Below are 24,525 nucleotides of genomic sequence, written 5' to 3'. Positions count from 1 at the left end.
CGCTGAGACTGGGGTGCTAGGCGCTACTCGTCGACGTCGGTGAACTCGGTGGGCGGAACGGAGTCCGTGGAGTCGTCGTAGTCGCCGGAATCGTCGTAGCTGTCGTCGTAGTCCGAGTCGTAGCTCTCATCGTCGGAGTCGTCGCTGCTGCTCGACTTGCTGGAGCTGCTCGACTTACTCGACTTTTTGCTGGAGCTCGACTTGCTGCTGGACGAGTCGCTCGACTTGCTGCTCGCATCGGCATCGGTATCGGTACCGCTGATCTTGGTGGTGAGCGCCATAAGCGTTTGCTCGACGGTATCGACCGTGTTGTTGAGGTTGAGCTTGGAGGTGTCGATGGCGCCCTCCGGGGCAGAGGCGTCCTGGTCCTCCAGGTTGTCGCTGTAGCCCTTGATGAGGAAGGCGCTCTGGTAGTTGAAGTTGTCGCCGTGGAGCTCGCCCTCGGCGGCCTTAAACTCAGTGCCGTCGTAGGTGAAATACTTGTACTCGGCATCGTCGTCAACGAGCACAGCCGTGTCGTCGGACATGAGCTGGGTCAGATAGACGTGATTGCTCGAGTCGCCGATCATGGTCTTAAAGGTTACAAAGACATAGCCGCCGTTGGACGCCTCCGGGGAACCGCTGTAGAGATTGACGACCTTCTTGCCGTTGTAGCCCCACACGTCGAGGACGTAGTCGCCGTTCGAAAGGCGCGTCTTCTTGTTGAAGGACTTTGCCTTGGTCTTGGAGTGAACGGTCACGAGCTCCTCGAGGCCGTCGCCGTTAAAGTCGACGAGCTGGGCAAATTGGACGCCGCTGATCTGGTAGTCGCTCGCGCCGGTCGAGACAAGCTCGGGCTCGCCATACTTCTTGATCAGGCTGTTGAGCTTGCTCTTGTAGGCGGTGCAGGCCGCCTTGTACGTCGCGTCGTCAATCGTGGCGGGCGCGGTGGTGTTCGTGGTGTCCTTGGACGTGTCGGTCTTCTTGTCGGACTTGCTGGGCTTGGAGCTGCTCGTGCTGTCGCTCGACGTGCTCGAATCGTCCTCGGTCGTGGAGTCGTCCTTGCTGGTGTTGTCGCTGCTGGCGTCGTCCTTGGAGGTCGTGTCCGAGGAGCTGCCGTTGTCCGTGCTGGTAGAGGCGTCGTCGTCCTTCTTGGGGGTGTTGACGGTCACGCTCTCGGCAGGCTTCTCGGCGCTGGCGTCGTCCCTCTTGACCACGGTGGTGTTGAAGTTTTGGACTGTATTGCCCTTGGTGTCCTCGATTTTGCAGCTGTAGTCGCCGGGCTTGACCTTGCCAAAGTCGCCGATGGTAAAGCCGTCGTCGCCCTTGACCTTAATCTTGTAGCTCTTGCCGCCGTTCTTGGGCGTAAGGGTCGCGGTGTAGCTGTGGATCACGCGGTCCTTCTTTTTGGGCAGGACCTTGGTATCGACGGTGCACACGACGGCGTCCTGACTGCCCGAGGTGATCTCGACGGCGTTGGCGTTGGGCGTGAGTAGCAGGATGGCTGCCACGGCGGCACCGGCGGCGACCAGACCAAGGCCCGCGAAGACCGGCCAGCGGCGCTTCTTTTGCTGCGGCTGCTGGGGCATGGGCATCTGCGGTTGTGGCTGCGGCTGCGGCTGCGGAATAGGCGCCGCCTGCATGGTGGTGTCGGTCATCTGCTGCTGGGGCAGGTCGACGACGGTGGCGCCAGCCGTGGGGTGTGCCACGCCGAGCGACTCCATGGCCTCGGCGGTCGCCTGGGCATCCTCGTCGAACTTGGCGATGGTGGTGGGGTCGTCATTGACGTTGACGAGCGTGGTGGGGTCGTCGGCGACGCCCGCGGGCTCGGCTGCATCGTCGCCGGGGAAGGCGACGGCGATGGCTGCGTTGTCGTCGGTCTCGAAGATCTCGTTGGCCTCGGCGGCGTCAACGGGCGCGGCGTCGTCGATGACGACGGGCTCGGCGGCCGGCTCGGGGTCGGTTGCGGGCTGCGGCTCGGTGGTTTGCTCGGCCGCGGGCTCAGTCGTGGGCTCAACGGCGTCGAGCGTGACGACCGTCTCACCGGGGTCGGTCTGATCAGCTTGTGGCTCGGCGGTGTCTGTCGGGGCGTCCGACTCCGGGTCTGCGGCGTCGAGGGTCACCACGGTCTCACCGGGATCCGCATCGACAGCGTCCAGCGTGACGACCGTCTCGCCGGGGTCGGTGACGGTCTCGGGTGCAGGTGCGGGCTCGGACGTCGGCTCAACGGCATCGAGCGTAACGACGGTCTCGCCCGGATCAACGGTGGGCGCCTCGGCGGGTGCGGGCTCAGCAGTCTGTGTCTCGGCGGGCGCCGGAGCCTGGGTCGCTGCCTTGGGCGCTACGGACGCTCCGCAATTGGTGCAAAAGCGCGCGTCGTCAGGCAACTTCGTTCCGCATTGCGTGCAAAACATAAGGTGAGCTCCCTTCTTTTGATGGTTCTTGCGTTCGAATCTATGGTACCTGCGGTATAGGACAAAGTTGTTGCGCAACACTGCGAAAAACCTTGCGACGGCGCCAATAGTGGTGTTCATGTGTACAGATTTCGTCTCAATCTGTAACAACTGGGCGGGATTTCAGCCTCTACCTGTTACAGATCAAGATAGTTCTCCACCCAACACATCAAACATCTCAATCTGTAACAGTAAGGACCTGTTTTGCTCAGTAGATGTTACAGATCGAGATGTTGTCCAGGGGGGGGATTCTTCGGTCTCGATCTGTAACATCTAGGCCAGGAATCGACCTCTACTTGTTACAGATTTAGATGTTTTGGATGGAGCAGACAGTATGTCTCAATCTGTAACATCTGGACGAAGATTCAGCCTGCAGATGTTACAGATCGAGATGTTGTCTAAGGGGCTGATCGTATGTCTCGATCTGTAACACTAAGACTCAGTTTTGACCCGTAACTGTTACGGATCGAGACAAACCTGCTACTGGCGGCGCGAAACCTGCTGCTCGACAATGTTGCGCAACGTCTTGGACAAAACCTCTCATATGCTTGCGCCAAGAAGAGGTTGAGGAGCTTACCAGCGCGTTCGCTCGCGTGGATGGCTCTGCAGTGTTGAGGGGAGATACCATGAGGTGCTCAAGTTGTGGAAGCGAGCTGGTGCCGGGCACGACGTTTTGTCCCATTTGCGGCGCCCGGGTCATGGACCAGGGTTTTGACGAGCCGATGGCGAATACTGCCGATTATGCTCAGCAGTATTGGGATCAGTCGCAGGCTCAGCCGGAGCAGCAGTACTGGGCTCAACCTCAGCAGTTCCAGCCGGACTCTGCTCCGGCCCCCATGTCGATGGCTCCTGCTAAGAAGCCCCGCCGAGGAAAGAGGGTCGCTGCAGGACTGGCCATCGCCGTTGTCGTTATTGTTATAGGCGTCGGCGGCTTTGTGGGATTCTCGTTCTGGCAGAAGGCTCAGCACCAAAAGATGGTCGACCAGACGACGGCGGCTGTCAAAAAGACGGTGGACGAGCAGTATGGCGAGAGTTTTGGCGGCTTTGTTTCCAGCGACTACGTCAATTCTTCGGCGTATAAAGTCAAGTCCGTCAAGGTGAGCAACGTGACGGTGAACAATGGTTTGGTGAGCGGCTCGGCCGAAGCCGTCACGGCGAACCGCAGCTTTCGCTCGACGATGGACTTTACGTTCACCGGCGTCAAAGGTTCGGGCGACGCGGTTTCAAACGTGACCTTGAAGCTCAACGATAAGTCGACCGAACCCAAGAGGGGCATCGACTTTGACGAGGAAAACGGGTTGACGGACCTGGACCCTGAGCTCGATGGCTCGTCGTGCACGGTTAAGCAGGAGATCCCCGGAGGTGCGCCCTGGTACTACGACCCGTCGTACCATCAGGAGTACTCGTACTATTTCGAAGACGACGAAGGATGGAGCCTCTCGGATTCCGGTCGCTACGACGATGACGGCGATTCCGACCCCATGCTCGACATCTCGGGTACCTATGAGGACTCCGGCGGCGCCGCAACGCCGGACATCTACCTCAAGATTTCGAACTATGACGAGGATGAGGGGACGATTTCCGTCGAGTTGTCGACGGACTATTCGCTTTCGAGGAAGAAGCTGAGCGGTCGCATGTTCTTTAGAAAAGACGATATTGAGCTCGAGGACATCGACGACAGTGGCTATAAGGGATTTAGGATTGGTGGAGGCGGCGGCCTGGTGACCAGCGCCGAAGAGATTACCGGTGCAGAGGCGGGCGACGCGGCTCTGGTGTTCGTGCTGAATCCTTCGTCGCCTGGCGGGATTAATGTGTATAGGGGAGACGACCAGGGTCTTTCGGTACAGACGGGCTACGGCAAAGCGGGGCGCTACACCCTTCCTGTTATGACTGGGGTTACGGGCGGCATGATGAGCGGGCTTTCGGAGTTTAGTGCGTGGTCGTTCGAGAACAACGCGCCTGCGCCGCAGTTCGTGAAGGAATAGGGGGTCGGTCCCGCTGTCGGCGTTGGAGCCAGTGCCGCCCCGCCGGTCAATAATCTCGATCTGTAACATCTACAGCTCAATTTGCTCGATAACTGTTACAGATTGAGATGTTGTCCGGCGGGGGTCTCTGCTCGGCTCCGTCCGTCCCGTCATCTGTGGTTTACGTGGGGGCATGCGAAGCGCGGGTATACTAACCGGCGGCGAATCTGCTCCATCGCTTAGAGCTGCTGCGTCTGGACGGCGCGTGATAGGGTTGCCAAAGCGATCGCCAGCGTGCTGAGCAACGTCCTCTCTGTGCGCACCCGTTTTTGTATGTATTAGCGCACTACCAAGCACGCTCGCGCGGCCGCATGCCGTGCCCATAACGCGTGCAGATAAGGAACAACAACATATGCGTAATTCTGTATCCGACGTCACGGACGCCGAGATTCTGGACGAGGCCCGCGAGGCCATGACCCAGGCTGCCTTCGATGCTGCCGACGAGGCCAGCGCCGCCGAGACCGTCGAGTCCGCGACCGAGAACCTGCCTGCCTTTGACGAGCTGGGACTTTCGGACGAGATGCTTCGTGCCATCGAGAACCTGGGCTACACGGCGCCCACGCCTGTCCAGGCTGGCTCGATCCCCGTGGTGCTCGAGGGCCGCGACCTGCTTGCCGCCGCTCAGACCGGCACCGGCAAGACGGCCGCCTTCTTGCTGCCGACCATGAACAACCTGGAGCACATCGCTCCGCCCAAGTCCGTGCGCGAGCGCGGAGGCCGCAACCGCCGTCGCGGCTCCAAGAAACCCGAGGGCAACGGCCGCGGCCCCGTGATGCTCGTCATCACCCCCACGCGCGAGCTCGCACAGCAGATCGACGAGGTCGCCGGCAAGATCGCCGACGTCACCGGCCATGTCGCCGTAACCGTCGTGGGCGGCGTGAGCTACAAGCCCCAGACCGCGGCGCTCAAGTACGGCTGCGACATCCTGGTCGCCACGCCGGGCCGTCTGGTCGATCTGATCGAGCAGGGCGCCTGCCACCTGGACGAAGTCAAGGTGCTGGTGCTCGACGAGGCCGACCGCATGCTCGACATGGGCTTTTTGCCCGCTGTCCGCCGTATTGTGCGCGAGACGCCGGCCGAGCGCCAGACGCTGCTGTTCTCGGCCACGCTCGACGAGGAGGCTGTGGGCGAGATCACCGACCTGGTGAGCGACCCGGCTCGCGTGGAGATCGCGCCTGCCACGTCGACCGCCGACACCGTCGACCAGTTTGTGTTCCCGGTGTCCATCGAGGCCAAGAACAACCTGCTGCCCGAGTTCCTCAAGAAAGAGGGACCGGAGCGCACTATCGTCTTTATGCGCACCAAGCACCGCGCCGACAGCTGCTGCCGTCGTCTGGAGCGCAAGGGCATCAAGGCCGCCGCGATCCACGGCAACCGCAGCCAGGCCCAGCGCGAGCGCGCGCTTTCGGCCTTCCGCGACGGCACCGTCGACGTGCTGGTGGCAACCGATGTCCTCGCCCGCGGCATCGACATTAGCGATGTGCGCTATGTCGTGAACTTTGACGTGCCGGCCGAGCCGACCGACTACATCCACCGCATCGGCCGCACGGGCCGCGCCGGCGAGCTGGGCTGGGCCATTACGTTTGTGACCGAGCAGGACGTCGATGAGTTCTACGAGATCGAGAAGCTCATGGACAAGACGGCCGACATTTATGACGCCGGCGACCTGCATGTGGGCCCCAATCCGCCCGCGATTGACCCCGAGCGCGATCCTTCGGCCTTTAAGGTGAAGAAGAAGACCAAGCGCGGCAAGTCCAAGAGCAAGAAGAAGCTTGAGCAGGCACGTCGCGACGGCAAGCGCAACGGCGACGATTACGGCGATGTGGCCGGTCGTTCCAACCGCGGTCGCGACGAGCGCCGCAGCGACGGCGAGCGCCCGAGCCGTCCCAAGCGCGGCGGCAAGACCCGCGTGCGCGAGGGCGTTCAGGCTCGCGTGGACGAGGCCGTGGAGAGCGTGGCTCGTGAGGTGGCTGCCGAGGAGCGTGCTGCTGCTGTTGAGCAGGCCCCGCGTGGCAACCGTGCCGAGCGCCGCGCCAAGCAGTTCCAGGGCGAGGCGCATCGTCGTCGCCGCGAGGACGAGGACCGCGGTGGTCGTCGCCGTGTTGAGCGCGAGGACGAGGGCCGTGGCTCGCGTGGCGGCAAGCGTGGCTCGGGCGACCGTCGTCGCTCCGGTCGTGATGGCGAACGCGGCGGGCGCGATGAGCGCCGCGGCGGCGAAGGCCGTGGTTCGCGTGACGAGCGTGGTACCCGCGGCGGCAAGCGCTTTGACGAGCGCGGAGGTCACGATGGCGGCCGCGGTGGTGAGCGTCGCGAGGGCGCTCGTGGCAACGGTGGCCGCGGCGGCGCTGGTCGTTCTAACGAGTCGCGCGATCGTCGCGACCCGCGTGCCAGCCGCGATCGTCGCGATGACTGGCGCAACTACGACGACACCCGCGAGGAGCGCCGTGGCGGCTATCGCGGCGGGCGTGGCGGCAACCAGGCCGGCTCCCGCGGCGGTCGTGCCGGCGGTCGCGATAACCGTGGCAGCTATGGTAACAATCGTGGCGGCAAGCGCGGCGGTAGCTCCCGTCGCCCCGGTGACGGCGGCGGCAAGCGCAAGTAACATACGCGTCGCACGCTAGAGCGAGGCGAACTAAGGGCCCCGAGCAACTACGCTCGGGGCCCTTTTTGGTGTAAAGGGGTCAGGTTACTTTGCACCAATGTCCTTAAGTTGCGGTGGAATACGGACTGTTTTGGCCTTTTGAGCGGCTTTTCAGTCCCTATTTCACCGCAACTCATGATTGGTGCATGGTGGCCTGACTCCTTTGTTCCAAAAATGATCCGTTTTCCTCCGTCCCCAAGGGATCATGTGATCCGAAGAGGACGGAGGAAAACGGATCAAAAGGAAAAAAGTAAGGCGTTCCTTTCCACATTGGATATTGCTATTTGGTAACGCGTTTTATCAAATATGGCATTTATCTGCGGTAATGTTCATTTTCACCGCTGATGGTGACATTTCATACCGCCTGCCGAACTGCGTGGAGACCTAACAACTTTTTAGGTCAGTGTTGTGCGTGTAGCAACTTCGCCCGGCCTCGCCTCCGGGCTGCCATGTGAGAGGGGATCTTATGGCTCGACTGCACGTAATGGAACGCAGCCACGCTCAGGCCGTCATGGACGACCTGCACGATGCACTCGGACGTCGTCTGGCGGTGAGTTCGCTCGCCCCGTGCCCCGTCGAGTTTACGGCGGCGCTCGTCAACCTGTGCTCCACCCAGAGCTGCGGCAAGTGCACGCCCTGCCGCGTGGGCCTGAGCGCGCTGAGCGACCTGCTCGCCGATGTGCTCGAGGGCCGCGCCGACGAGTCCACGCTCAACTTGATCGAGCGCACCGCCCGCACCATCTATCTTTCGAGCGACTGCGCCATCGGTTACGAGGCCGGCGCCATGGCGCTTACGGCTATCCGCGGTTTCCGCGACGACTTTGAGCACCATATCCGCGAGCACTCCTGTGGCTTTGACCGCGAGGCCCGCGTCCCGTGCGTCTCGGGCTGCCCGGCGCACGTCGACATTCCTGGTTACATTTCGCTGGTCGAGGCCGGCCGCTATGCCGATGCCGTCAAGGTCATCCGCAAGAACAACCCGCTGCCGCTCGTTTGCGGCCTGGTGTGCGAGCATCCCTGTGAGATGCACTGCCGTCGCGGCATGGTCGACGATCCCATGAACATCCTTGCCCTCAAGCGTTTTGCCGTTGAGCACAGCGACCTCAACGATTACAAGCCCAGCGTGGTCGACAACACCGGCAAGCGCATCGCCGTGATTGGCGGCGGTCCGGCCGGCCTTTCCTGCGCCTACTACCTGGCCGTGATGGGCCATAAGGTGACGATCTTTGAGCAGCGTCATCACTTGGGCGGCATGTTGCGCTACGGCATCCCCAGCTACCGCCTGCCGCGCGAGCGCCTGCAGGCCGAGATCGACTGGATCTTGAGCGCCGGCATCGACGTGGAACTCGACCACTCCGTCAACGGCGAGGAGCTTGCCCGCCTGCGCGACGAGTTCGATGCCGTCTACCTGGCCATTGGCGCCCACAGCGATAAGAAGCTCGGCCTTCCGGGCGAAGAGGCGCCCGGCGTGGAGTCGGCCGTCAAGATGCTGCGTGCCATCGGCGACGACGAACTGCCCGACCTGAGCGGCCAGCGCGTGTGCGTCATCGGCGGCGGCAATGTGGCCATGGACGTGGCACGCTCTGCCGTGCGCTGCGGTGCCGAAAAGGTGAGCATCGTCTACCGCCGTCGCATCTGCGACATGACGGCCCAGGATGCCGAGATTGCCGGCGCCCAGGCCGAGGGCTGCGAGGTTCTTGAGCTCACCGCACCGCTCGCTATTGAGACGGGCGAAGATGGTCGCGTGAGTGGTCTGCGCGTGCAGCCGCAGATTATCGGCGAGCCCCGTCGTGGGCGCCCGGCCCCGCGTGCCGCCGCGACGCCCGAGCGCGTCATTCCCTGCGAGCGCGTGTTTGTTGCCATTGGTCAGGACATCGATTCCAAGCCGTTTGAGGAGATGGGCATCGCCTGCAAGTGGGGCTGCGTCGTCACCGATTCGGACGGCGCCGTGCCTAACTTCGACGGCCTCTTTAGCGGCGGTGACTGCCAGACCGGTCCCGCCACCGTCATCCGGGCCATCAACGCCGGCCGCGTTGCTTCGGCAAATATCGACCGCTACCTGGGCTTTGACCACAAGATCAAGCTCGACGTTGAGCTGCCGACCGTGCAGTTTAAGGGCAAGCACGAGTGCGGCCGCTGCGAGCTGGGCGAGCGCGAGGCCGGCGAGCGCATCCACGATTGGAATCTGGTCGAGCAGGGCCTTACCGAGGAGGAGGCACGCCAGGAGGCAAGCCGCTGCCTGCGTTGCGACCACTTTGGCTTTGGCGCGTTCCGCGGAGGGAGGAACCTGGAATGGTAGAGCCCAACAACCCCACTGTCAGCGACAACACCGAAAGCGGAGCACTCAATATGGTCAAGCTCACGATCGATAATTGCGAGGTCATGGTACCCGAGCACACCACGATCCTGGACGCGGCCAAGTCCGCCGGCATCCAGATTCCCACCCTGTGCTACCTGCGCGATCTAAACGAGATCGGCGGTTGCCGCGTGTGCGTGGTCGAGGTTGAGGGCTGCGACCAGCTGGTTGCCGCCTGCAACAACTACGTGCTCGACGGCATGGTGGTCCACACTAACAGCCCCAAGGCCCGCGAGGCGCGTCGCACCAACGTGCAGCTGCTGCTGTCCCAGCACGACTCGCGCTGTACGAGCTGCGTGCGCAGTGGTAACTGCAACCTGCAGACCATCGCCAACGACCTGGGCATCTTCTATCTGCCGTACGAGCAGCACCTGGCGCGCGAGGGCTGGGATTTCGATTTCCCCATCATCCGCGATAACGACAAGTGCATCAAATGCATGCGCTGCATCAAGGTGTGCGAGAGCGTGCAGGGCTTAGGGATTTGGGATCTGACCAACCGCGCCACGCATACCGCCGTGGGCACCCGCGGGCGTGCGCCGATCGGCAAGACCGATTGCGTCGCGTGCGGCCAGTGCATCACGCATTGCCCGACGGGCGCCCTGCGCGAGCGTGACGATACCGAGACCGTGTTCGATGCCATCGCCGATCCCGACAAGATCGTGCTGGTGCAGATTGCGCCGGCCGTGCGTAGCGCCTGGGGCGAGGAGCTCGGCATTCCGCGCGAGGAGGCTACTGTCGAGCGCCTGGCTTGTGCGCTGCGCCGCGTGGGCTTTGAGTACGTGTTCGATACCGACTTCTCGGCCGACCTCACCATTATGGAGGAGGGCTCCGAGCTGCTCGAGCGCCTGGGTAAGGCCGCCAAGGGCGAGGGCGACAGCCGCAGCTGGCCCATGTTCACGAGCTGCTGCCCGGGCTGGGTACGCTTTGTGAAGGCGCGCTACCCGGAGTTTGTCGACAGCCTGTCCACGTCCAAGTCGCCGCAGCAGATGTTTGGCGCCATCGCCAAGACCTACTACGCCAAGGTGCTGGGCGTGGAGCCCGAGCGTCTGTTTGTGGTGTCCGTGATGCCGTGCACGGCCAAGAAGGCCGAGTGCGCGCTGCCGAGCATGGTGGGCGAGGACGGCACGCCCGATGTGGACGTTGCGCTGACGGTGCGCGAGACGGTGCGCATGATCCGCGCGAGCCACGTGAGCGTCGACACGCTGGTTGAGGAGCCGCTCGACACGCCGCTGGGCTTTGGCACGGGCGCGGGTGTGATCTTTGGCGCCACGGGCGGCGTGATGGAGGCTGCCGTGCGCTCGGCCTATTACCTGGTGACGGGCAAGAACCCCGACGCCGACTTCTTTACCGATGTGCGCGGCCTGGACGGCTGGAAGGAGGCCGTGGCCGGTATCGATGGCACCAAGGTGCGCGTCGCCGTGGCACACGGGCTGGGCAACGCCGCCCGTCTGCTCGACGCGATTCGCGACGGCCGCGTGAGCTATGACTTCGTTGAGGTCATGGCATGCCCGGGCGGCTGCGTCGGTGGCGGCGGTCAGCCCATCCACGACGGCTGCGAGCTGGCAGCCGAGCGCGGTCAGGTGCTGTGGGGTCTGGATGCCGCTGCGGACATTCGCTTCTCGCACGAGAATCCCGATGTCCAGGCGTGCTACCGCGAGTTCTTGGGCGAGCCGCTCTCGCCGCTGGCCGAGGAGCTGCTGCATACCGACCATCACGCATGGACGATGCCTAACGAGGGGACGTGCTAGCGATGCGCGCGTTTGATTTTGAGATGTCGCGCCGGGGGTTTGCCTCGGCGCTCGCCGCGGGCGCCCTGTCGCTTGCGCTCGCGGGCTGTGGCGGCGGGGCTGCCGGTACCGGGTCCGCCGCGGGCTCGGCTGCCGGGTCTGCTGCTGACGGTGCCGCTGCCGAGCCGGTTGAGGTGCACGTCGCCTCGCTCAAGGGTCCGACGTCGATGGGTCTGGTGCAGTTTATGGACCGGGCGGCCGATGGTGAGACGGACAACGAGTTCGACTTTGCGATCAGCACTGCAGCCGATGAGATCGTGCCCAAGGTGATTCAGGGCGATGTCGATATCGCCCTGGTGCCTGCCAACGTGGCGAGCGTGCTCTACAACAAGACCGAGGGTGCGGTGCAGGTCATCGACATCAACACGCTGGGCGTGCTGAACGTTGTGACGGGCGACGCGAGTGTGGCCTCGTTTGGCGATCTGGCGGGCCATACCGTCTATATGACGGGCAAGGGCACCACGCCGGAGTACGTCATGAACTACCTGCTGGAGCGCGCAGGCCTGACCGGCCAGGTGACGCTCGAGTTTAAGAGCGAGCCCACCGAGGTGCTGTCGGCCCTGCTTGCCGACCCGTCCGCCGTGGGCGTGCTGCCGGAGCCGTTCAAGACCGCTGCCATCGCCAAGAGCGAAGGCAGGCTGTCGGCTCCGGTAAGCCTGACCGATGTGTGGGACGAGTTGGCAGGTGACACGGGTTCGCGCCTGCTGACGGGCGTGACCGTGGTGCGCCGCGCGTTTGCCGAGGAACATCCCGAGGCCGTGGCGGAGTTCTTGAACTGCCATGCGGCGAGCGTTAAGGCCGTCAATGCGGCGCCGGCAGACTGGGCGCAGGCCGTGGTCGATGCCGGCATCGTGGACAACGCCAAGATTGCCGAGAAGGCGATTCCCGGGTGCATGCTTGTGTGCCAGACGGGCAAGGATATGAAGGCGGCACTTAGTGGGTATCTGCAGGTGCTGGCCGACGCGGACGCGAGCGCCGTGGGTGGTAAACTTCCGGCTGACGATTTCTACTACATGGAGTAGCCCGTGCGTGTGTTTGCTCGACAAATGACAGAGCGTATGAAGGCGGTGGCGGCAGCAGGTGCCGTCGCCGCCTTTTGGCTTGCCGTGTGGGTCTTCGCGGCGGCGCTGGTGGCGCAGCCACTGATCTTGCCGGGGCCGGGTGCTGTTGCCTTGGCGCTGCTGCGCCTGGTGTGCGATGGCGGTACCTGGGCGATTTTGGCGGGCTCGGGCGCGCGGATATTGGGCGGGCTGGCGCTTGCCGCGGTGTGTGGTGGCGTGCTGGCCGGGATTTCGTCACGTTCGCGTGCGTTTGCCCGCCTGGTGGCGCCGGCGCTGTCGTTTGTCAAGGCGACGCCGGTTGCCTGCGTGGTGGTCCTGCTGCTCATTTGGCTGGGATCGGCGCGCGTGAGCATCGCCGCGGTCTTTTTGATGGCGCTGCCGGGCGTGTATTTTTCGCTGGCCGAGGGGCTGGCTCAGGTGAATAAACCGCTGGAGCAGATGTTCCGTCTGCATGGCGTGCGCGGCTGGCGCCTGTTTTGCGCCCACACCTGGCGCGAAGTCCTGCCGTTTGCGCTTTCGTGCGCCCGGGCCGTGATCGGCATGAGCTGGAAGGCCGGCGTGGCAGCCGAGCTGATCGGCATGGCGGTGGGCACCGTGGGCGAGCGCATCTATCAGGCAAAGCTTTTGATTGAGACGGCTGATCTGCTGGCGTGGACCGTGCTGGTCGTTGCCGCCTCGTGGGCGTGTGAGCGCGTGCTGGTGTGGCTTCTGCGGGTTTCGGGACCCGTGGCGTGGCGCGCGGCCGTGCGGGCGCATGGGCATGGACTGCGCGGGCGTGCGGGGGCTGCGAGCGATAGCGCTGCGGCGGAGCTTGCGCTTGCCGTGGGCGATCGCGCGCCCTGGGCTCCGGCGCTGGATGGTCTGGTGCTCAACGTGCCCGCGGGCGGGCGTATCTGTGTGATGGGTGCTTCGGGTGCGGGCAAGTCGACGCTGCTTGCGCTAGCGGCGGGGGAGTCCGCGCCGTGCTCGATGGTGTTTCAGGATGCACGCTTGGTCGAATCCGCCTCGGCGCTGGATAACGTGTTGGTGTGCGCCGATGCGCGCGTGGATGCTTCGAGCGCCGCGGCATTACTGCGCCTGCTGGTGCCAGGGATCGACGTGCATGCTCGCGTGGCCGAGCTTTCGGGCGGGCAGCGCCGTCGCGTCGAGATCGCCCGCGCCCTGCTGTGTGGCGGCTGTGCCGTCATTCTGGATGAGCCCTTTACCGGCCTGGACGCCGCCGCGCGCGATGCGACGGCCGAGGCCGTGCTAGACCTGCTCGACGGTCGCACGCTCTTGCTCGCCACGCACGATGTCGTCGACGTTCAGGCCCTCGATATCTCGGACATCATCACGCTCTAAATACTAACTGAGCAACAAAATGATTCGTTTTCCTCCGTCCCCATGGGGTCGGGTGTGGTATTCTATCTGCGGGGTAATACTTAGGAATACCAAGTAATACCAACGCCGCAGAAACAAACTCCGGATGCGGGCCAATCGGGTTGCCTTCACAGCCCGTCGCCCAGCCGCGTGGCCCGCATCTATCCGCACTACCGTCGTTTCAAAAAGGAAGCGCCATGGCAGAACACATGACCCCCGTAGTCGCGAAGGTCTTGCCCGAGGAGAAGGCAGCCTTCGCGGCGGCAACTCAGCTCGTGGGCACCACGCCGTCCAACGCCATCCGCATGTTTATCGCCGCGTTCAATCGCTGCGGCACCTTCCCGTTCGACATCTCGCCCAACGGGGCTTTTGGCACTGCGCCCGATTCTCATCAATAAGTGATCCGTTTTCCTCCGTCCCCATGGGATCGGCTCTCTGCCGAGTTGTGGTAGAACTAGGGAACGGTTTTGAGGAGGTTGGCATGCTCAATGCGATGATTTGGGCGCTTGCCTGTTTTGGCGTCGTCGCTGCCGATATTGCCCTGAGCGTCGTTTTGTTCTCCGCCCTTGGCGCCGCATCGGTGTTCATGGGTTTTTCGATCGATGGTCTCGACATCCAATTGCTTCAGGCCGTCGCGCAGACGGCATCGTTTTTGATGGCGCTACTGTGGTGGCGTTATCTGTGGCCGCGTTCGTTTATGGCACGCCGGCAAAGCGAGCATCCGCTCGGCGGGGGAGCGCGTGGGGCGTGGAAGCGCATCGCCTGCGTTATCGTGATTGGCCTGGCCCTGCAGGTGGTTGTTGGCTACGTGACCGACGCCGTGCTGTCGCTGTTGCCCGAGGCCGCGGCCGACTACAGCGAGCTTGTCGAGGAAACAGGCATGGGCGACACCAGCTATCTCGCCGTCCTGACTACGGTGCTCGGTGCCCCATTTTGTGAAGAGCTGCTGGTGCGCGGCATTATTTTTGAGTTTTCGCTCCGAGCGTTTAATCCGCAGTGCCGCCCACTTTGGAAGCGCCGGCGTCGTGCGAGCGCGCAGGACGGCGCCATGGTGCCCTGGGCGGCCCCAAGCACGTGGGGTATCGCAGCGGCGATTGTACTGCAGGCGGCAATCTTCGGTTTTATGCACATGAATTGGGTGCAGGGTTGCTACGCGGGTGCCGCTGGCCTCATCTTTGGTTGGGTGCTCGTGACGACCGGAAAGCTCCGCTACACGATCCTGCTGCACTTTGCCTTTAATGCTGGGTCGTATCTCATGACGTTGCTCTGGTTTGTGAACACGCCGCTCGATGTGGCAATTACGGTCGCTATTGCCGGCGTCATCCTCGTTGAGGCAATGCGCTCGCTGCGCCACGCGTGTGGGGTGGACGCAGCGAGCGCACCGCTGCCCTAGTTGCGACGCCCGCCTCCGTTGGCGCCCTGACGCCCCTGGGCCGCGCGATTGCGACCGGCGGTGTTCTGTGCGCGCGACATGCCGCCGTGGCCCTTGCTGCCTTTGGGTCCCTTGCCGGCGCCGCCATGCGGTTTGCCGCCCTTCTTGCCGGTGCCATGCCCGCCGCCAGCAGACGTCTCGCCCGGGCGTGGCGGCACGGGGCGAATCAGGCAATGCTTGGTGTAGCCGATCAGATCGCGACGGCCGGCCTTTTCCAGTGCTTCGCGCACAAGCTTGTAGTTCTCGGGCTTGCGATATTGGATGAGCGCGCGCTGCATGGCCTTTTCGTGCGGGTCGCGCGCCACATAGATCGGCTCCATGGTGCGCGGGTCCACGCCGGTGTAGTACATGCACGTCGACATGGTGGACGGCGTGGGGTAGAAGTCCTGCACCTGCTCGGGCATATAGCCCATGTCGCGTACGGCCTCGGCAAGGTCCACGGCTTCCTTCATCGTTGAGCCGGGATGGCTCGAGATTAGGTACGGCACTACGTACTGTTTGAGTCCGTATTCGCGGTTCAGGCGTTCAAATTTACGGCAGAACGCGTCGTAGACGGCGCGGCTCGGCTTGCCCATCACGGACAACACCGCGTCGCTCACGTGCTCGGGTGCCACGCGCAGCTGGCCCGAGACATGGTGCTCCAGCAGCTCGCGCAAAAACTCGTCCGAGGCGTCGGCCATGGTGTAGTCAAAGCGGATGCCGCTGCGCACAAAGACCTTTTTGACGCCCGGCAGCTGACGCAGGTCGCGCAGCAGCTGTGTGTAGCCGCTCTCGTCGACCACCATGTTCTTGCACACACTCGGCCACAAGCAGCGCTTGTTCTTGCACACGCCGTGCTTGAGCTGTTTGTCGCAGGCAGGGCGGCTAAAGTTTGCCGTCGGTCCGCCCACATCGTTGATATAGCCCTTAAACTCCGGGTCGCGCGTGAGCAGCTCGGCCTCGCGCATGATCGAGTCGTGGCTGCGCATCTGCAGCACGCGGCCCTGGTGGAAGGTGAGCGCGCAAAACGAGCACTCACCAAAGCACCCGCGGTTGGAGCTAATGGAAAACTTGATCTCGGCAAAGGCCGGCACGCCGCCCGCCGCGTCGTAGTCGGGATGCCAATCGCGTGCGTAGGGGAGCTCGGCCACCTCGTCCATCTCATCGGTGGTGAGCGTCGCCGACGGCGGGTTCTGCACCACATAGACGCTGTTGGGGTAAGGCTCTACCAGGCGATGTCCGGTGATGGGGTCCATGTTTTGCTGCTGCACGTTAAAGCTGCGCGCGTAGTTGAGCTTGTCGGCGGTAAGGTCGTCCCAGCTGGGCAGCAGGTCGTAGTCGTAGACCTCGTCGAGCGAGCCTGTGCGGTAAACGGTGCCGTTGATATAGGTGATCTGATCGACGGGCAGTCCCGCGTCGAGCGCGTCGGCGATCTCGACGATCGCGTGCTCGCCCATGCCGTAGATGAGGATGTCGGCGCCCGAGTCGAGCAGTACCGAACGCTTGAGCTTGTCCTGCCAGTAGTCGTAGTGGGCCAGGCGGCGCAGGCTCGCCTCGATGCCGCCGATAATGATGGGGGCGTCCTTGAACGTCTGACGGATGAGGTTGCCGTAGACCGTGACGGCACGGTTGGGGCGGTGACCTTCCTCGCCGCCGGGGGTATAGGCGTCGGTGTGGCGGCGGTGCTTGGTCACCGAATAGTGGTTGACCATGGAGTCCATGTTGCCGGCGCTGACGAGAAAGCCCAGGCGCGGCTCGCCGAGCACCGTGATGCTGGCGGGGTCAGTCCAGTCGGGTTGACAGATGATGCCCACCTTGTAGCCGTGCGCGTCGAGGACACGGCTGATGATGGCCATGCCAAAGCTGGGATGGTCCACGTAAGCATCGCCGCAGACGTAGACAAAGTCGCACTGGTCCCAGCCGCGCGCATCCATGTCGGCCCGGCTGACGGGGAGAAACTTATCGCGGCCCGGGCGCCAGGGGCGGACGGGCGCAGCCGGGGTATGCGTGGGGCGCGAATCTTGGGCCTTGCCGCCACGCTTTTGCTGCTGGCCGCGCTGGGCATGCTTGCCATGCTGGTTGTGCTGAGCGTCCTGGGGCTTTTTTGCCACGATTCCTCCCGTTGTTAGTATGCTGCACGTAATTGTAACCAGTCTTTTTGGGACGGGGCTAAAAAGACTGGTGGAGTACACGAGGCGTCGGGCGTCGGCGCCGAGCCCGCCGTTTGTTTCCAGACTGTGTATCTGCGCGCTGGGGAAGCCGTCTCGCGCGCACGCCATGTTGTCAATGGGTTACAGTATGAACGGCGGCTATGTTTCCGCCAACGCACGAGAGAGTCGTCAACAAGGAGGATGCACGACGATGCAGCGTGCCAAACAGATATCGGAGTCTATTGAGCTGGGCATCATCTTGGCGCTCGCCGGTGGCTTTATGGACGTGTATTCGTATATTGGGCGCGACCATGTTTTCGCTAACGCGCAGACGGGCAACATCCTGCTCGTGGGCGTGAGCATCTCGGAGGGCAACTGGGCACTTGCGGGGCGCTACTTCTTCCCTGTGGTGTCGTTTGCCGTGGGTATTATGCTTGCCGATCTGGTACACGAGCGGTTTGGCAGCGTGATCCACTGGCGTCAGGTGACGGTGTTCTTTGAAGCCGTCATCTTGCTGGGCGTGAGTTTTATTCCCGGTGGCGGTTACAACCTGCTCGCCAACTGCCTCACCTCGTTTGCCTGCGGTATGCAGGTCGAGAGCTTCCGCAAGATCCACGGTCACGGCATCGCTACGACCATGTGCATCGGCAACTTGCGCAACGCGCTGCAAAACGTGGACGATTACATCATCACCCACAGGCGCGGCTTTTTGGAAAACGGCCTGCTGTACTTTGGCGTGATCTTTACCTTTGTGTTTGGCGCCGTGTTGGGCAACTGGTGTATTGAGCGCATGGGCCTGCACGCCATCGTCGTAGCGAGCTTGCTGCTGTTTGTCGCGTTTGCCATCATGTTCATCGACCGCGAGCGCGACTTGCGCTTACGCTGGAAGGTTGCGGCCGAGGCTTGGAAAGAGGGCTGCCGAAAGTAACCGAATGCGGCAAAGGGGCTGTCCCTTTGCCGCATTATTTTTCATCATCTGTTGAAACGCTTTAACACTTTTGATGTTCTCACGTGTTTTTTGTTTCAAAAGCGTTAGGATGGGACTTATAGCGCGGGGCGTAATGGGTGCCCCGCACACGATGGGAGGCTATCAATGGCTAATCGTTTCGTTCTCAACACCATTTCTTATCATGGTTCTGGCGCCATCAAGGAGATCCCCGGCGAGCTCCAGCGTCGCGGCTACAAGAAGATCTTCGTCTGCTCCGACCCCGATCTGGTCAAGTTTGGCGTTACCGCTAAGGTGACCGACGAGCTCGACGCCGCTGGCATCGCTTGGAGCCTCTACTCCGAGATTAAGCCCAACCCCACCATCCAGAACGTCAAGGACGGCGTCGAGGCTTTCAAGGCCGCCGAGGCTGACGCTATCGTGACCATCGGTGGCGGCTCCTCCATGGATACTGCCAAGGCCATCGGCATCATCATCAACAACCCCGAGTTTGCCGATGTCCGCAGCCTCGAGGGCGTTGCTCCCACTAAGAACCACGCCGTGTTCACCATCGCCGTGCCGACGACCGCCGGTACCGCCGCTGAGGTGACCATCAACTACGTCATCACCGACCCCGAGAAGGTCCGCAAGTTCGTGTGCGTCGACACCAACGATGCCCCCGAGGTTGCTGTCGTCGATCCCGACATGATGGCTTCCATGCCCGCCGGCCTGACCGCTTCCACTGGCATGGACGCACTGACCCACGCCATCGAGGGCTACACCACCAAGGGCGCTTGGGAGCTCTCCGACATGTTCCACTTTGAGGCTATCAAGCTGATCAGCGAGAACCTGCGCGACTCCGTTGCCGAGGCCAAGTCCGGCAAGCCCGGCTCCGGCCGCGAGGGCATGGCTCTTGGCCAGTATGTCGCTGGCATGGGCTTCTCCAATGTCGGCCTGGGCATCGACCACGCCATGGCTCACACCCTGTCCGCTCACTACGACACCCCGCACGGCGTCGCCTGCGCCATGCTGCTGCCGATCGCCATGGAGTTCAACAAGCCGGTTTGCGCCGAGCGCCTGGCCAAGGTCGCCGTCGCCATGGGCGTTGACACCACGGGCATGAGCACCGACGAGGCCGCCGATGCTGCCATCGCCGCCGTCAAGCAGCTTTCCGCCGACGTGAACATCCCGCACGTCTGCGAGGCCATGAAGGCTGACGAAATCGAGGTCCTGGCCAAGGACGCCATGGCCGACGCCTGCTTCCCGGGCAACCCGCGCGAGGCGACGCTCGACGACGTCATCGAGCTCTTCAAGAAGATCTGCCCGGCTGCCTAACTTGGTTCGGCGGGCCCCTGCCCGTTAGCCCCACAATCGTCCTCGGACATGTCGGAAGCCCCCGCTGCGCACTTCGTGCGGCGGGGGCTTCCTCCGTCCTGCGGAAAGATTGTGGGGCTAACGGGCAGGGGCCCGACGGCTCGTTATCGTGGCGGGCGCAGTTCTGAAGAGCTCGATGGGTCATCTCGCTAGGTAAAAAGATGGTTCGCGGTGGTATCGTTGCTGTGGGTTTAATTCGATATGAAAGGGTGACTTTGGTGTCCAAGATGGATTCTACGCTCTCCTATATTACTGACCAGTTGAAGGCGCTGACTTCTATTGCTTCGCCTACAGGCTATACCCGTGCGGCGACTGATTATCTGATGGAGACGTTGCGCGATATGGGCTTTGGGCCCGAGCGCTCCAATAAGGGCAATGTGCTCGTTGGGCTTGGTGGTGAGGGTGAGCCGCTCGTGTTGGCGAGCCATGTCGATACCCTGGGCGCCATGGTGCGCTCCATTAAGGACAATGGCCGCCTGCGTCCCACGACGCTTGGTGGACACCAGTGGTCTACGGCCGATGGCGAGAACTGCACCGTCTACACGCGTGACGGCAATGTGTACACGGGTGTGGTCCTCAATACCGAGCCTTCGGCGCACGTGGCCGATGAGCCGGTCAAAACCATCGAGAAGAACATGGAGATCTTGCTCGACGAGAACGTCGACAGCAAGGACGATGTGCTCGAGCTGGGTATTCAGACCGGCGACATCATCGCTATGGATCCGCGCACCACGGTGACGGAGAGCGGATACATTAAGAGCCGCTTCCTGGACGACAAGCTGTCCGCGTCGATTCTGCTGGGTCTGGCCCGCGCCGTTGCTGACGGCGAGGTGTCGCTTTCGCGCAAGGTGTCGCTGCTCTTTACGGTGTACGAGGAGGTCGGTCACGGCGGCGCCTTTGTGCCGGCCGACACGCGCGAGATGATCAGCGTGGACATGGGCTGCGTGGGCGACGACCTGGGCTGCACCGAGCGCATGGTTTCGATTTGCGCCAAGGATTCGGGCGGTCCGTACAACTACGACCTGGTAACCACGCTGTCCAACATCGCGCGCGAGCTGGAGCTCGATTACGCCATCGATGTGTACCCGCACTATGGCTCCGACGTCGAGGCCACGCTCTCGGCCGGCTACGACATTCGCCATGGTCTGATCGGCCCCGGCGTGTACGCGAGCCACAACTACGAGCGCAGCCACATCGACGGCGTGCGCAATACCTACGAGTTGGTTCGCGCCTACGTTCAGCGCTAGGGGAGTAGCTTGCGACTCGGCTGACCAATCGCTAAGGCCCGATTTCTCGGGCCTTTTTTCGCTTTTGGTTGTTTAGTATTATGATGTATGTAATCTATTAACTAAACGTTTAAATTACTTAACGAGGTGATGCGGTGTATGGATACGTCTGAGTACTTGTCTATGGGTGATGCTGCCCGCCTGCTGGGCGTTACGAAAGCCCGCATATCTCAACTTGCCTCATCGGGAACGCTCGCGTGCGATATTGTGGGCGGACGGAAGATGGTCGAGTACAATTCCGCGGTCGCTTATCAAAAGGTCCGCAAACGTGGACGTCGTCCTGCGGCCGATGTGGGGCGCAAGTTTACGCTGATGTCCGCCGATTACGAGGTCGCTCGTGTCTCATTTGATCCGACGCGTGAGTTTCCCTTCGAAATCGCCGAGGTCCTCGATGCGCAACGAATGCCGTTTGGCACGTGCTCGAGCTCTTCTCCTACGGTGAATAAACGGGAGCTCAACGTGTGGTGGAGCCATCGGTCGGTGCCTGACGTCCGCCCTGGGCTTATTTCGCGCTACCGCGAGCTGGGGATTGCTAACGGCGTTGAGGTGCCGGTTCAGTGCCTGGGTCTATCACTTTCGGATTGTTATTGGCTGCGGCCGGCAGAATGCGACGGGCTCGAATGGCGAAACCTCAATTACTTCGAGAACGATTTTGAGCGATCGGCGCCCGAAGAGCGCTCGGGTTGGCTGGAAGGCATCGGTCTTAAAAATCCCGACAACACATCCGAGGGCGAGCTTCCTAAATCGTGGATGATTCGCAACGGTGTTCGCGTTCTGGTCAAGGGGTGCGGCATGGATGACCAACGGCCCTTTAACGAGGCGGTTGCAACGGCTCTGCATCGTCGCTTGCTGTCGGAGGGCGAGTTTGTTCCTTATACGGTTGAGCGGATGTTCGATGGCCCTGTGTGCCTGTGCGACGACTTTCTTGACGGCCGTGAGGAATACGTTCCGGCTGTTTCCGTTAAGGGCGCACTTGGTAGCCAGCGGGGAAACTCGACGTACGACCGGTACTGCCGCTTCCTTGGTAAGCATGGAGCAGACGAGGCTGCCGTGAGAAGGTCTATGTCGCAGATGATTGTCTGCGATGCCCTTTTGGCCAACAGCGACCGCCATTGGCGGAACTTCGGCATCATCCGCAATGTCGACACCCTGGAGATAAGGCCTGCTCTGCTGTTCGATAGCGGCAACTGCCTGTGGTACAACGTACCAACTGCCGTGCTCGCAGCTGGGGAGTTTGGGTTTTCCGCTAAGCCGTTTGGGCCCGACCCTTCCGTCCAGCTGGCGCTTGCGGACTCACTCGATTGGTTCAATTCGTCGCGGCTCAACGGATTTGTTGATGAGGCGATCGAGATTCTTTCGCAGAGCGAATGGGCCACGGCGGGGGGTCGACTCGAGGCCATTTGCCGCGGCCTCGAGCGTCGCGTAATCGAGGTTAGTGCCGCTGTTGAGGTGCTTCGACACGTGCAGCGATAAACCTGCGGCTACTTAAGCGCGCCGGTCACCGTACCGCCACCCAGGACGATGTCGCCGCGATAGACGACGACGGCTTGGCCGGGGGCGATGGCTCGCTGCGGCTCGTCAAAGGTCAGCAGCATTTGCCTGTCTTCGTCACGCGTAAGGGTCGCTGCCTGGTCTTTCTGACGGTAGCGGTATTTGGCACCTACGCGAATGCCGCCGGCGTCGAGCTCCGCCTCCATGCGTGCGTCCGGCGCGCTCCATATCCACTCATCGGCCGTGAGGGCAGCGGCGGTCAGGTCCTCTGCCTCGCCCAGATGCACGGTGTTGTTGGCGGCGTCGACGCCCGTCACATACACGGGATGCGCCATCGCGACGCCCAGACCCTTGCGCTGGCCGATGGTGTAGCGCAGCGCGCCGTTGTGGCGCCCGACCACGCTGCCGTCGCGCCACACAATGTCGCCCGGTGCAGCGGGATGTCCGCAGCGACGCTCGATATAGCCCGCGTAGTCACCGTCTGGAATAAAGCAGATGTCCTCGCTTTCGGCCTTCTTGGCGTTTATGAAGCCCTGTTCGGCGGCTATGCGGCGCACGTCGCGCTCTTTATCCAGGCCTGCCAGCGGAAAGATCGTGTGCGCCAGGCGCTCCTGCGTGAGCGAATACAAAAAGTAGCTTTGGTCCTTTTTGGGGTCCTCGCCGCGATGGAGCTGCCAGGTGCCATCGGGCGCCTGGTTCGTCTTTGCGTAATGTCCCGTGGCGATGTAGTCACAGCCCATGTCCAGCGCCGCATCGAGCAGCGCGCCAAACTTTATGTGGCGGTTGCAGATAATGCACGGATTGGGCGTCAGCCCCTCCTGGTAGGCGTTCACAAAGCGCTCGATAACGTTGCGGTCGAACGTCTGCTGCAGGTCGAGCACATGATGGGGGATCCCCAGACGCTCGGCGACGGCCTTTGCATCGGCGATGTCGCGGTCGACCTTACTCATACCCGTGGTGGGATCGGGCGCGGGGCAGGTGAGGCGCATGGTGGCGCCGACGCATTCGTAGCCCTGGCTTTTGAGCAGGTACGCGGTCACGCTGGAATCGACGCCGCCGCTCATGGCGACGAGCACGCGCTTGTTGTGCATGGGGAGGTTCTCCTTGGTGGCATGTGGCCAAAAAAGAAAAGCGGCGCGGGAGGCTGGTTCCGCGCCGCAGACATTGTAGCAAGTTCGGACGTCTCGTGGGACACCCTAACGAGATGGGCTCAGGCAGCCAGAAGAGAGGGTAGACCGGCGTGCCTTGGGCCTATCGACAAGTGACGGGCCCTTAGTCCTGGAACAGTGCCGTGGACAGGTAGCGCTCGCCGGTGTCGGCAAGCAGGGCCACGATGGTCTTGCCCTCGTTCTCGGGGCGCTTGGCCAGTTGCAGTGCGGCCCACACGGCGGCACCGGACGAAATGCCCACGAGCACACCCTCCTTGTGGCCCACGGCGCGGCCGGTGGCAAAGGCGTCGTCGTTCTCGACGGGGATGATCTCGTCGTAGACCTGGGTGTCGAGGACGTCGGGCACAAAGCCGGCGCCGATGCCCTGAATCTTGTGCGGGCCGGCCTGGCCCTTGGAGAGCACCGGGGAGGTGGCGGGCTCGACGGCGACGACCTTAATCTCGGGGTTCTGCTCCTTGAGGAACTCGCCCACGCCGGTCACGGTACCACCGGTGCCAACGCCGGCGACGAAGATGTCGACCTGGCCGTCGGTGTCGTCCCAGATCTCGGGGCCGGTCGTGGCCTTGTGAATGGCCGGGTTCGCGGGGTTCACAAACTGGCCGGCGATGATGCTGTTGGGAGTCTCCTTCTGCAGCTCCTCGGCCTTGGCGATAGCGCCTTTCATGCCCTTGGAACCGTCGGTGAGCACGAGCTGCGCACCGTATGCCTGCATCAGCTTGCGGCGCTCGACGGACATGGTCTCGGGCATGGTGATGATCACCTTGTAGCCGCGGGCGGCCGCTACCGAGGCGATGCCGACGCCGGTGTTGCCGCTCGTGGGCTCGATGATGGTGTAGTCGCCGCCGCGCACGAGCTTGCCGGCCTTCTCGGCCTCGTCAATCATGTTCTTGGCGACGCGGTCTTTAACGGATCCGGCGGGGTTGAAGTATTCCAGTTTGACGAGCACGCGAGCCTTGAGGTCCTCGTCGGCCTCAAAGTGGGTGAGCTCCAGAAGCGGGGTGTGGCCGATAAGCTGATCGATGGACGTGTAAACCTTGCTCATGGTGAACCTCCAAAGTG

At 62.7% G+C, this 24,525-nt stretch carries 15 protein-coding genes and 1 pseudogene; 12 read left to right on the top strand and 4 right to left on the bottom strand.

Features of this window, described 5'->3' with window-relative positions; genetic code table 11:
• Positions 1 to 23: 23 nt before the first annotated feature.
• The gene (locus tag AAA138_RS04650) at positions 24 to 2,393 is read right to left on the bottom strand and encodes a zinc-ribbon domain-containing protein (protein ID WP_349089727.1); all 2,370 of its coding nucleotides are present in this window, start codon (positions 2,391 to 2,393) and stop codon (positions 24 to 26) included.
• A 665-nt stretch (positions 2,394 to 3,058) separates the two neighbouring features.
• On the opposite strand from AAA138_RS04650, the gene AAA138_RS04645 reads away from it, so the two are divergent.
• The 8 genes from AAA138_RS04645 to AAA138_RS04610 all read left to right on the top strand — a co-directional run bounded on the left by AAA138_RS04645 (position 3,059) and on the right by AAA138_RS04610 (position 15,053).
• Positions 3,059 to 4,417, top strand: a complete 1,359-nt coding sequence (locus AAA138_RS04645; protein WP_349089726.1) for a zinc ribbon domain-containing protein — start codon at positions 3,059 to 3,061, stop codon at positions 4,415 to 4,417.
• Positions 4,418 to 4,808: 391 nt separating this feature from the next.
• Positions 4,809 to 7,058, top strand: a complete 2,250-nt coding sequence (locus tag AAA138_RS04640) for a DEAD/DEAH box helicase (protein WP_349089725.1) — start codon at positions 4,809 to 4,811, stop codon at positions 7,056 to 7,058.
• Between the two features lie 505 nt (positions 7,059 to 7,563).
• Positions 7,564 to 9,396 carry an NAD(P)-binding protein gene (locus AAA138_RS04635; RefSeq protein ID WP_349089724.1) on the top strand — a complete coding sequence of 611 codons (1,833 nt, stop codon included), beginning with the start codon at positions 7,564 to 7,566 and terminating at the stop codon, positions 9,394 to 9,396.
• 50 nt (positions 9,397 to 9,446) lie between these two features.
• Positions 9,447 to 11,201 (top strand): NADH-dependent [FeFe] hydrogenase, group A6, encoded by a 1,755-nt coding sequence (locus AAA138_RS04630; RefSeq protein WP_349089772.1) that lies wholly within the window; start codon positions 9,447 to 9,449, stop codon positions 11,199 to 11,201.
• A 2-nt stretch (positions 11,202 to 11,203) separates the two neighbouring features.
• Positions 11,204 to 12,262 carry an ABC transporter substrate-binding protein gene (locus AAA138_RS04625; protein ID WP_349089723.1) on the top strand — a complete coding sequence of 353 codons (1,059 nt, stop codon included), beginning with the start codon at positions 11,204 to 11,206 and terminating at the stop codon, positions 12,260 to 12,262.
• Positions 12,263 to 12,271: 9 nt separating this feature from the next.
• Positions 12,272 to 13,642, top strand: coding sequence for an ATP-binding cassette domain-containing protein (locus tag AAA138_RS04620; protein WP_349089721.1), 1,371 nt, complete (start codon positions 12,272 to 12,274; stop codon positions 13,640 to 13,642).
• Between the two features lie 215 nt (positions 13,643 to 13,857).
• A complete protein-coding gene (locus AAA138_RS04615) occupies positions 13,858 to 14,058 on the top strand; it encodes a hypothetical protein (protein WP_117583961.1) in 201 nt (66 codons plus the stop codon).
• 83 nt (positions 14,059 to 14,141) lie between these two features.
• Complete coding sequence (locus AAA138_RS04610; protein WP_349089719.1) at positions 14,142 to 15,053, top strand: type II CAAX endopeptidase family protein; 912 nt, start codon at positions 14,142 to 14,144, stop codon at positions 15,051 to 15,053.
• On the opposite strand, the gene AAA138_RS04605 is transcribed toward AAA138_RS04610, so the two are convergent.
• Positions 15,050 to 17,182 carry a YgiQ family radical SAM protein gene (locus tag AAA138_RS04605; protein WP_349089717.1) on the bottom strand — a complete coding sequence of 711 codons (2,133 nt, stop codon included), beginning with the start codon at positions 17,180 to 17,182 and terminating at the stop codon, positions 15,050 to 15,052. The genes AAA138_RS04610 and AAA138_RS04605 overlap by 4 nt on opposite strands.
• 250 nt (positions 17,183 to 17,432) lie before the next feature.
• Here AAA138_RS04605 and AAA138_RS04600 point away from each other — a divergent pair, with 250 nt between their 5' ends.
• The 4 genes from AAA138_RS04600 to AAA138_RS04585 all read left to right on the top strand — a co-directional run bounded on the left by AAA138_RS04600 (position 17,433) and on the right by AAA138_RS04585 (position 22,279).
• A complete protein-coding gene (locus AAA138_RS04600; RefSeq protein WP_118377270.1) occupies positions 17,433 to 18,149 on the top strand; it encodes a YoaK family protein in 717 nt (238 codons plus the stop codon).
• 165 nt (positions 18,150 to 18,314) lie between these two features.
• Positions 18,315 to 19,481, top strand: coding sequence for a lactaldehyde reductase (fucO, locus tag AAA138_RS04595; RefSeq protein WP_195502787.1), 1,167 nt, complete (start codon positions 18,315 to 18,317; stop codon positions 19,479 to 19,481).
• Positions 19,482 to 19,747: 266 nt separating this feature from the next.
• Positions 19,748 to 20,767 carry a M42 family metallopeptidase gene (locus AAA138_RS04590; RefSeq protein ID WP_349089771.1) on the top strand — a complete coding sequence of 340 codons (1,020 nt, stop codon included), beginning with the start codon at positions 19,748 to 19,750 and terminating at the stop codon, positions 20,765 to 20,767.
• Between the two features lie 138 nt (positions 20,768 to 20,905).
• Positions 20,906 to 22,279 carry a hypothetical protein gene (locus AAA138_RS04585; protein ID WP_349089716.1) on the top strand — a complete coding sequence of 458 codons (1,374 nt, stop codon included), beginning with the start codon at positions 20,906 to 20,908 and terminating at the stop codon, positions 22,277 to 22,279.
• Between the two features lie 8 nt (positions 22,280 to 22,287).
• On the opposite strand, the pseudogene mnmA reads toward AAA138_RS04585, so the two are convergent.
• Together mnmA and cysK are read right to left on the bottom strand one after the other, a co-directional pair.
• A pseudogene (gene mnmA, locus AAA138_RS04580) lies at positions 22,288 to 23,391 on the bottom strand (tRNA 2-thiouridine(34) synthase MnmA); the annotation flags it as partial.
• 178 nt (positions 23,392 to 23,569) lie between these two features.
• The gene (cysK, locus tag AAA138_RS04575) at positions 23,570 to 24,508 is read right to left on the bottom strand and encodes a cysteine synthase A (protein ID WP_138340435.1); all 939 of its coding nucleotides are present in this window, start codon (positions 24,506 to 24,508) and stop codon (positions 23,570 to 23,572) included.
• Between the last annotated feature and the right edge of the window lie 17 nt (positions 24,509 to 24,525).

It is taken from the genome of Collinsella sp. CLA-JM-H32B (assembly GCF_040098065.1).
GTDB lineage: Bacteria > Actinomycetota > Coriobacteriia > Coriobacteriales > Coriobacteriaceae > Collinsella.
The sequence above is the reverse complement of the archived record's forward strand: the minus strand, read 5'-3'. Positions and strand labels throughout refer to the sequence as shown.

Bases quoted from the DNA above. Each gene is read 5' to 3' on its own strand.
- AAA138_RS04650 (WP_349089727.1), bottom strand. From the start codon at position 2,393: ATGTTTTGCACGCAATGCGGAACGAAGTTGCCTGACGACGCGCGCTTT.
- AAA138_RS04645 (WP_349089726.1), top strand. From the start codon at position 3,059: ATGAGGTGCTCAAGTTGTGGAAGCGAGCTGGTGCCGGGCACGACGTTT.
- AAA138_RS04640 (WP_349089725.1), top strand. From the start codon at position 4,809: ATGCGTAATTCTGTATCCGACGTCACGGACGCCGAGATTCTGGACGAG.
- AAA138_RS04635 (WP_349089724.1), top strand. From the start codon at position 7,564: ATGGCTCGACTGCACGTAATGGAACGCAGCCACGCTCAGGCCGTCATG.
- AAA138_RS04630 (WP_349089772.1), top strand. From the start codon at position 9,447: ATGGTCAAGCTCACGATCGATAATTGCGAGGTCATGGTACCCGAGCAC.
- AAA138_RS04625 (WP_349089723.1), top strand. From the start codon at position 11,204: ATGCGCGCGTTTGATTTTGAGATGTCGCGCCGGGGGTTTGCCTCGGCG.
- AAA138_RS04615 (WP_117583961.1), top strand. From the start codon at position 13,858: ATGGCAGAACACATGACCCCCGTAGTCGCGAAGGTCTTGCCCGAGGAG.
- AAA138_RS04610 (WP_349089719.1), top strand. From the start codon at position 14,142: ATGCTCAATGCGATGATTTGGGCGCTTGCCTGTTTTGGCGTCGTCGCT.
- AAA138_RS04600 (WP_118377270.1), top strand. From the start codon at position 17,433: ATGCAGCGTGCCAAACAGATATCGGAGTCTATTGAGCTGGGCATCATC.
- fucO (WP_195502787.1), top strand. From the start codon at position 18,315: ATGGCTAATCGTTTCGTTCTCAACACCATTTCTTATCATGGTTCTGGC.
- AAA138_RS04590 (WP_349089771.1), top strand. From the start codon at position 19,748: ATGGATTCTACGCTCTCCTATATTACTGACCAGTTGAAGGCGCTGACT.
- AAA138_RS04585 (WP_349089716.1), top strand. From the start codon at position 20,906: ATGGATACGTCTGAGTACTTGTCTATGGGTGATGCTGCCCGCCTGCTG.
- cysK (WP_138340435.1), bottom strand. From the start codon at position 24,508: ATGAGCAAGGTTTACACGTCCATCGATCAGCTTATCGGCCACACCCCG.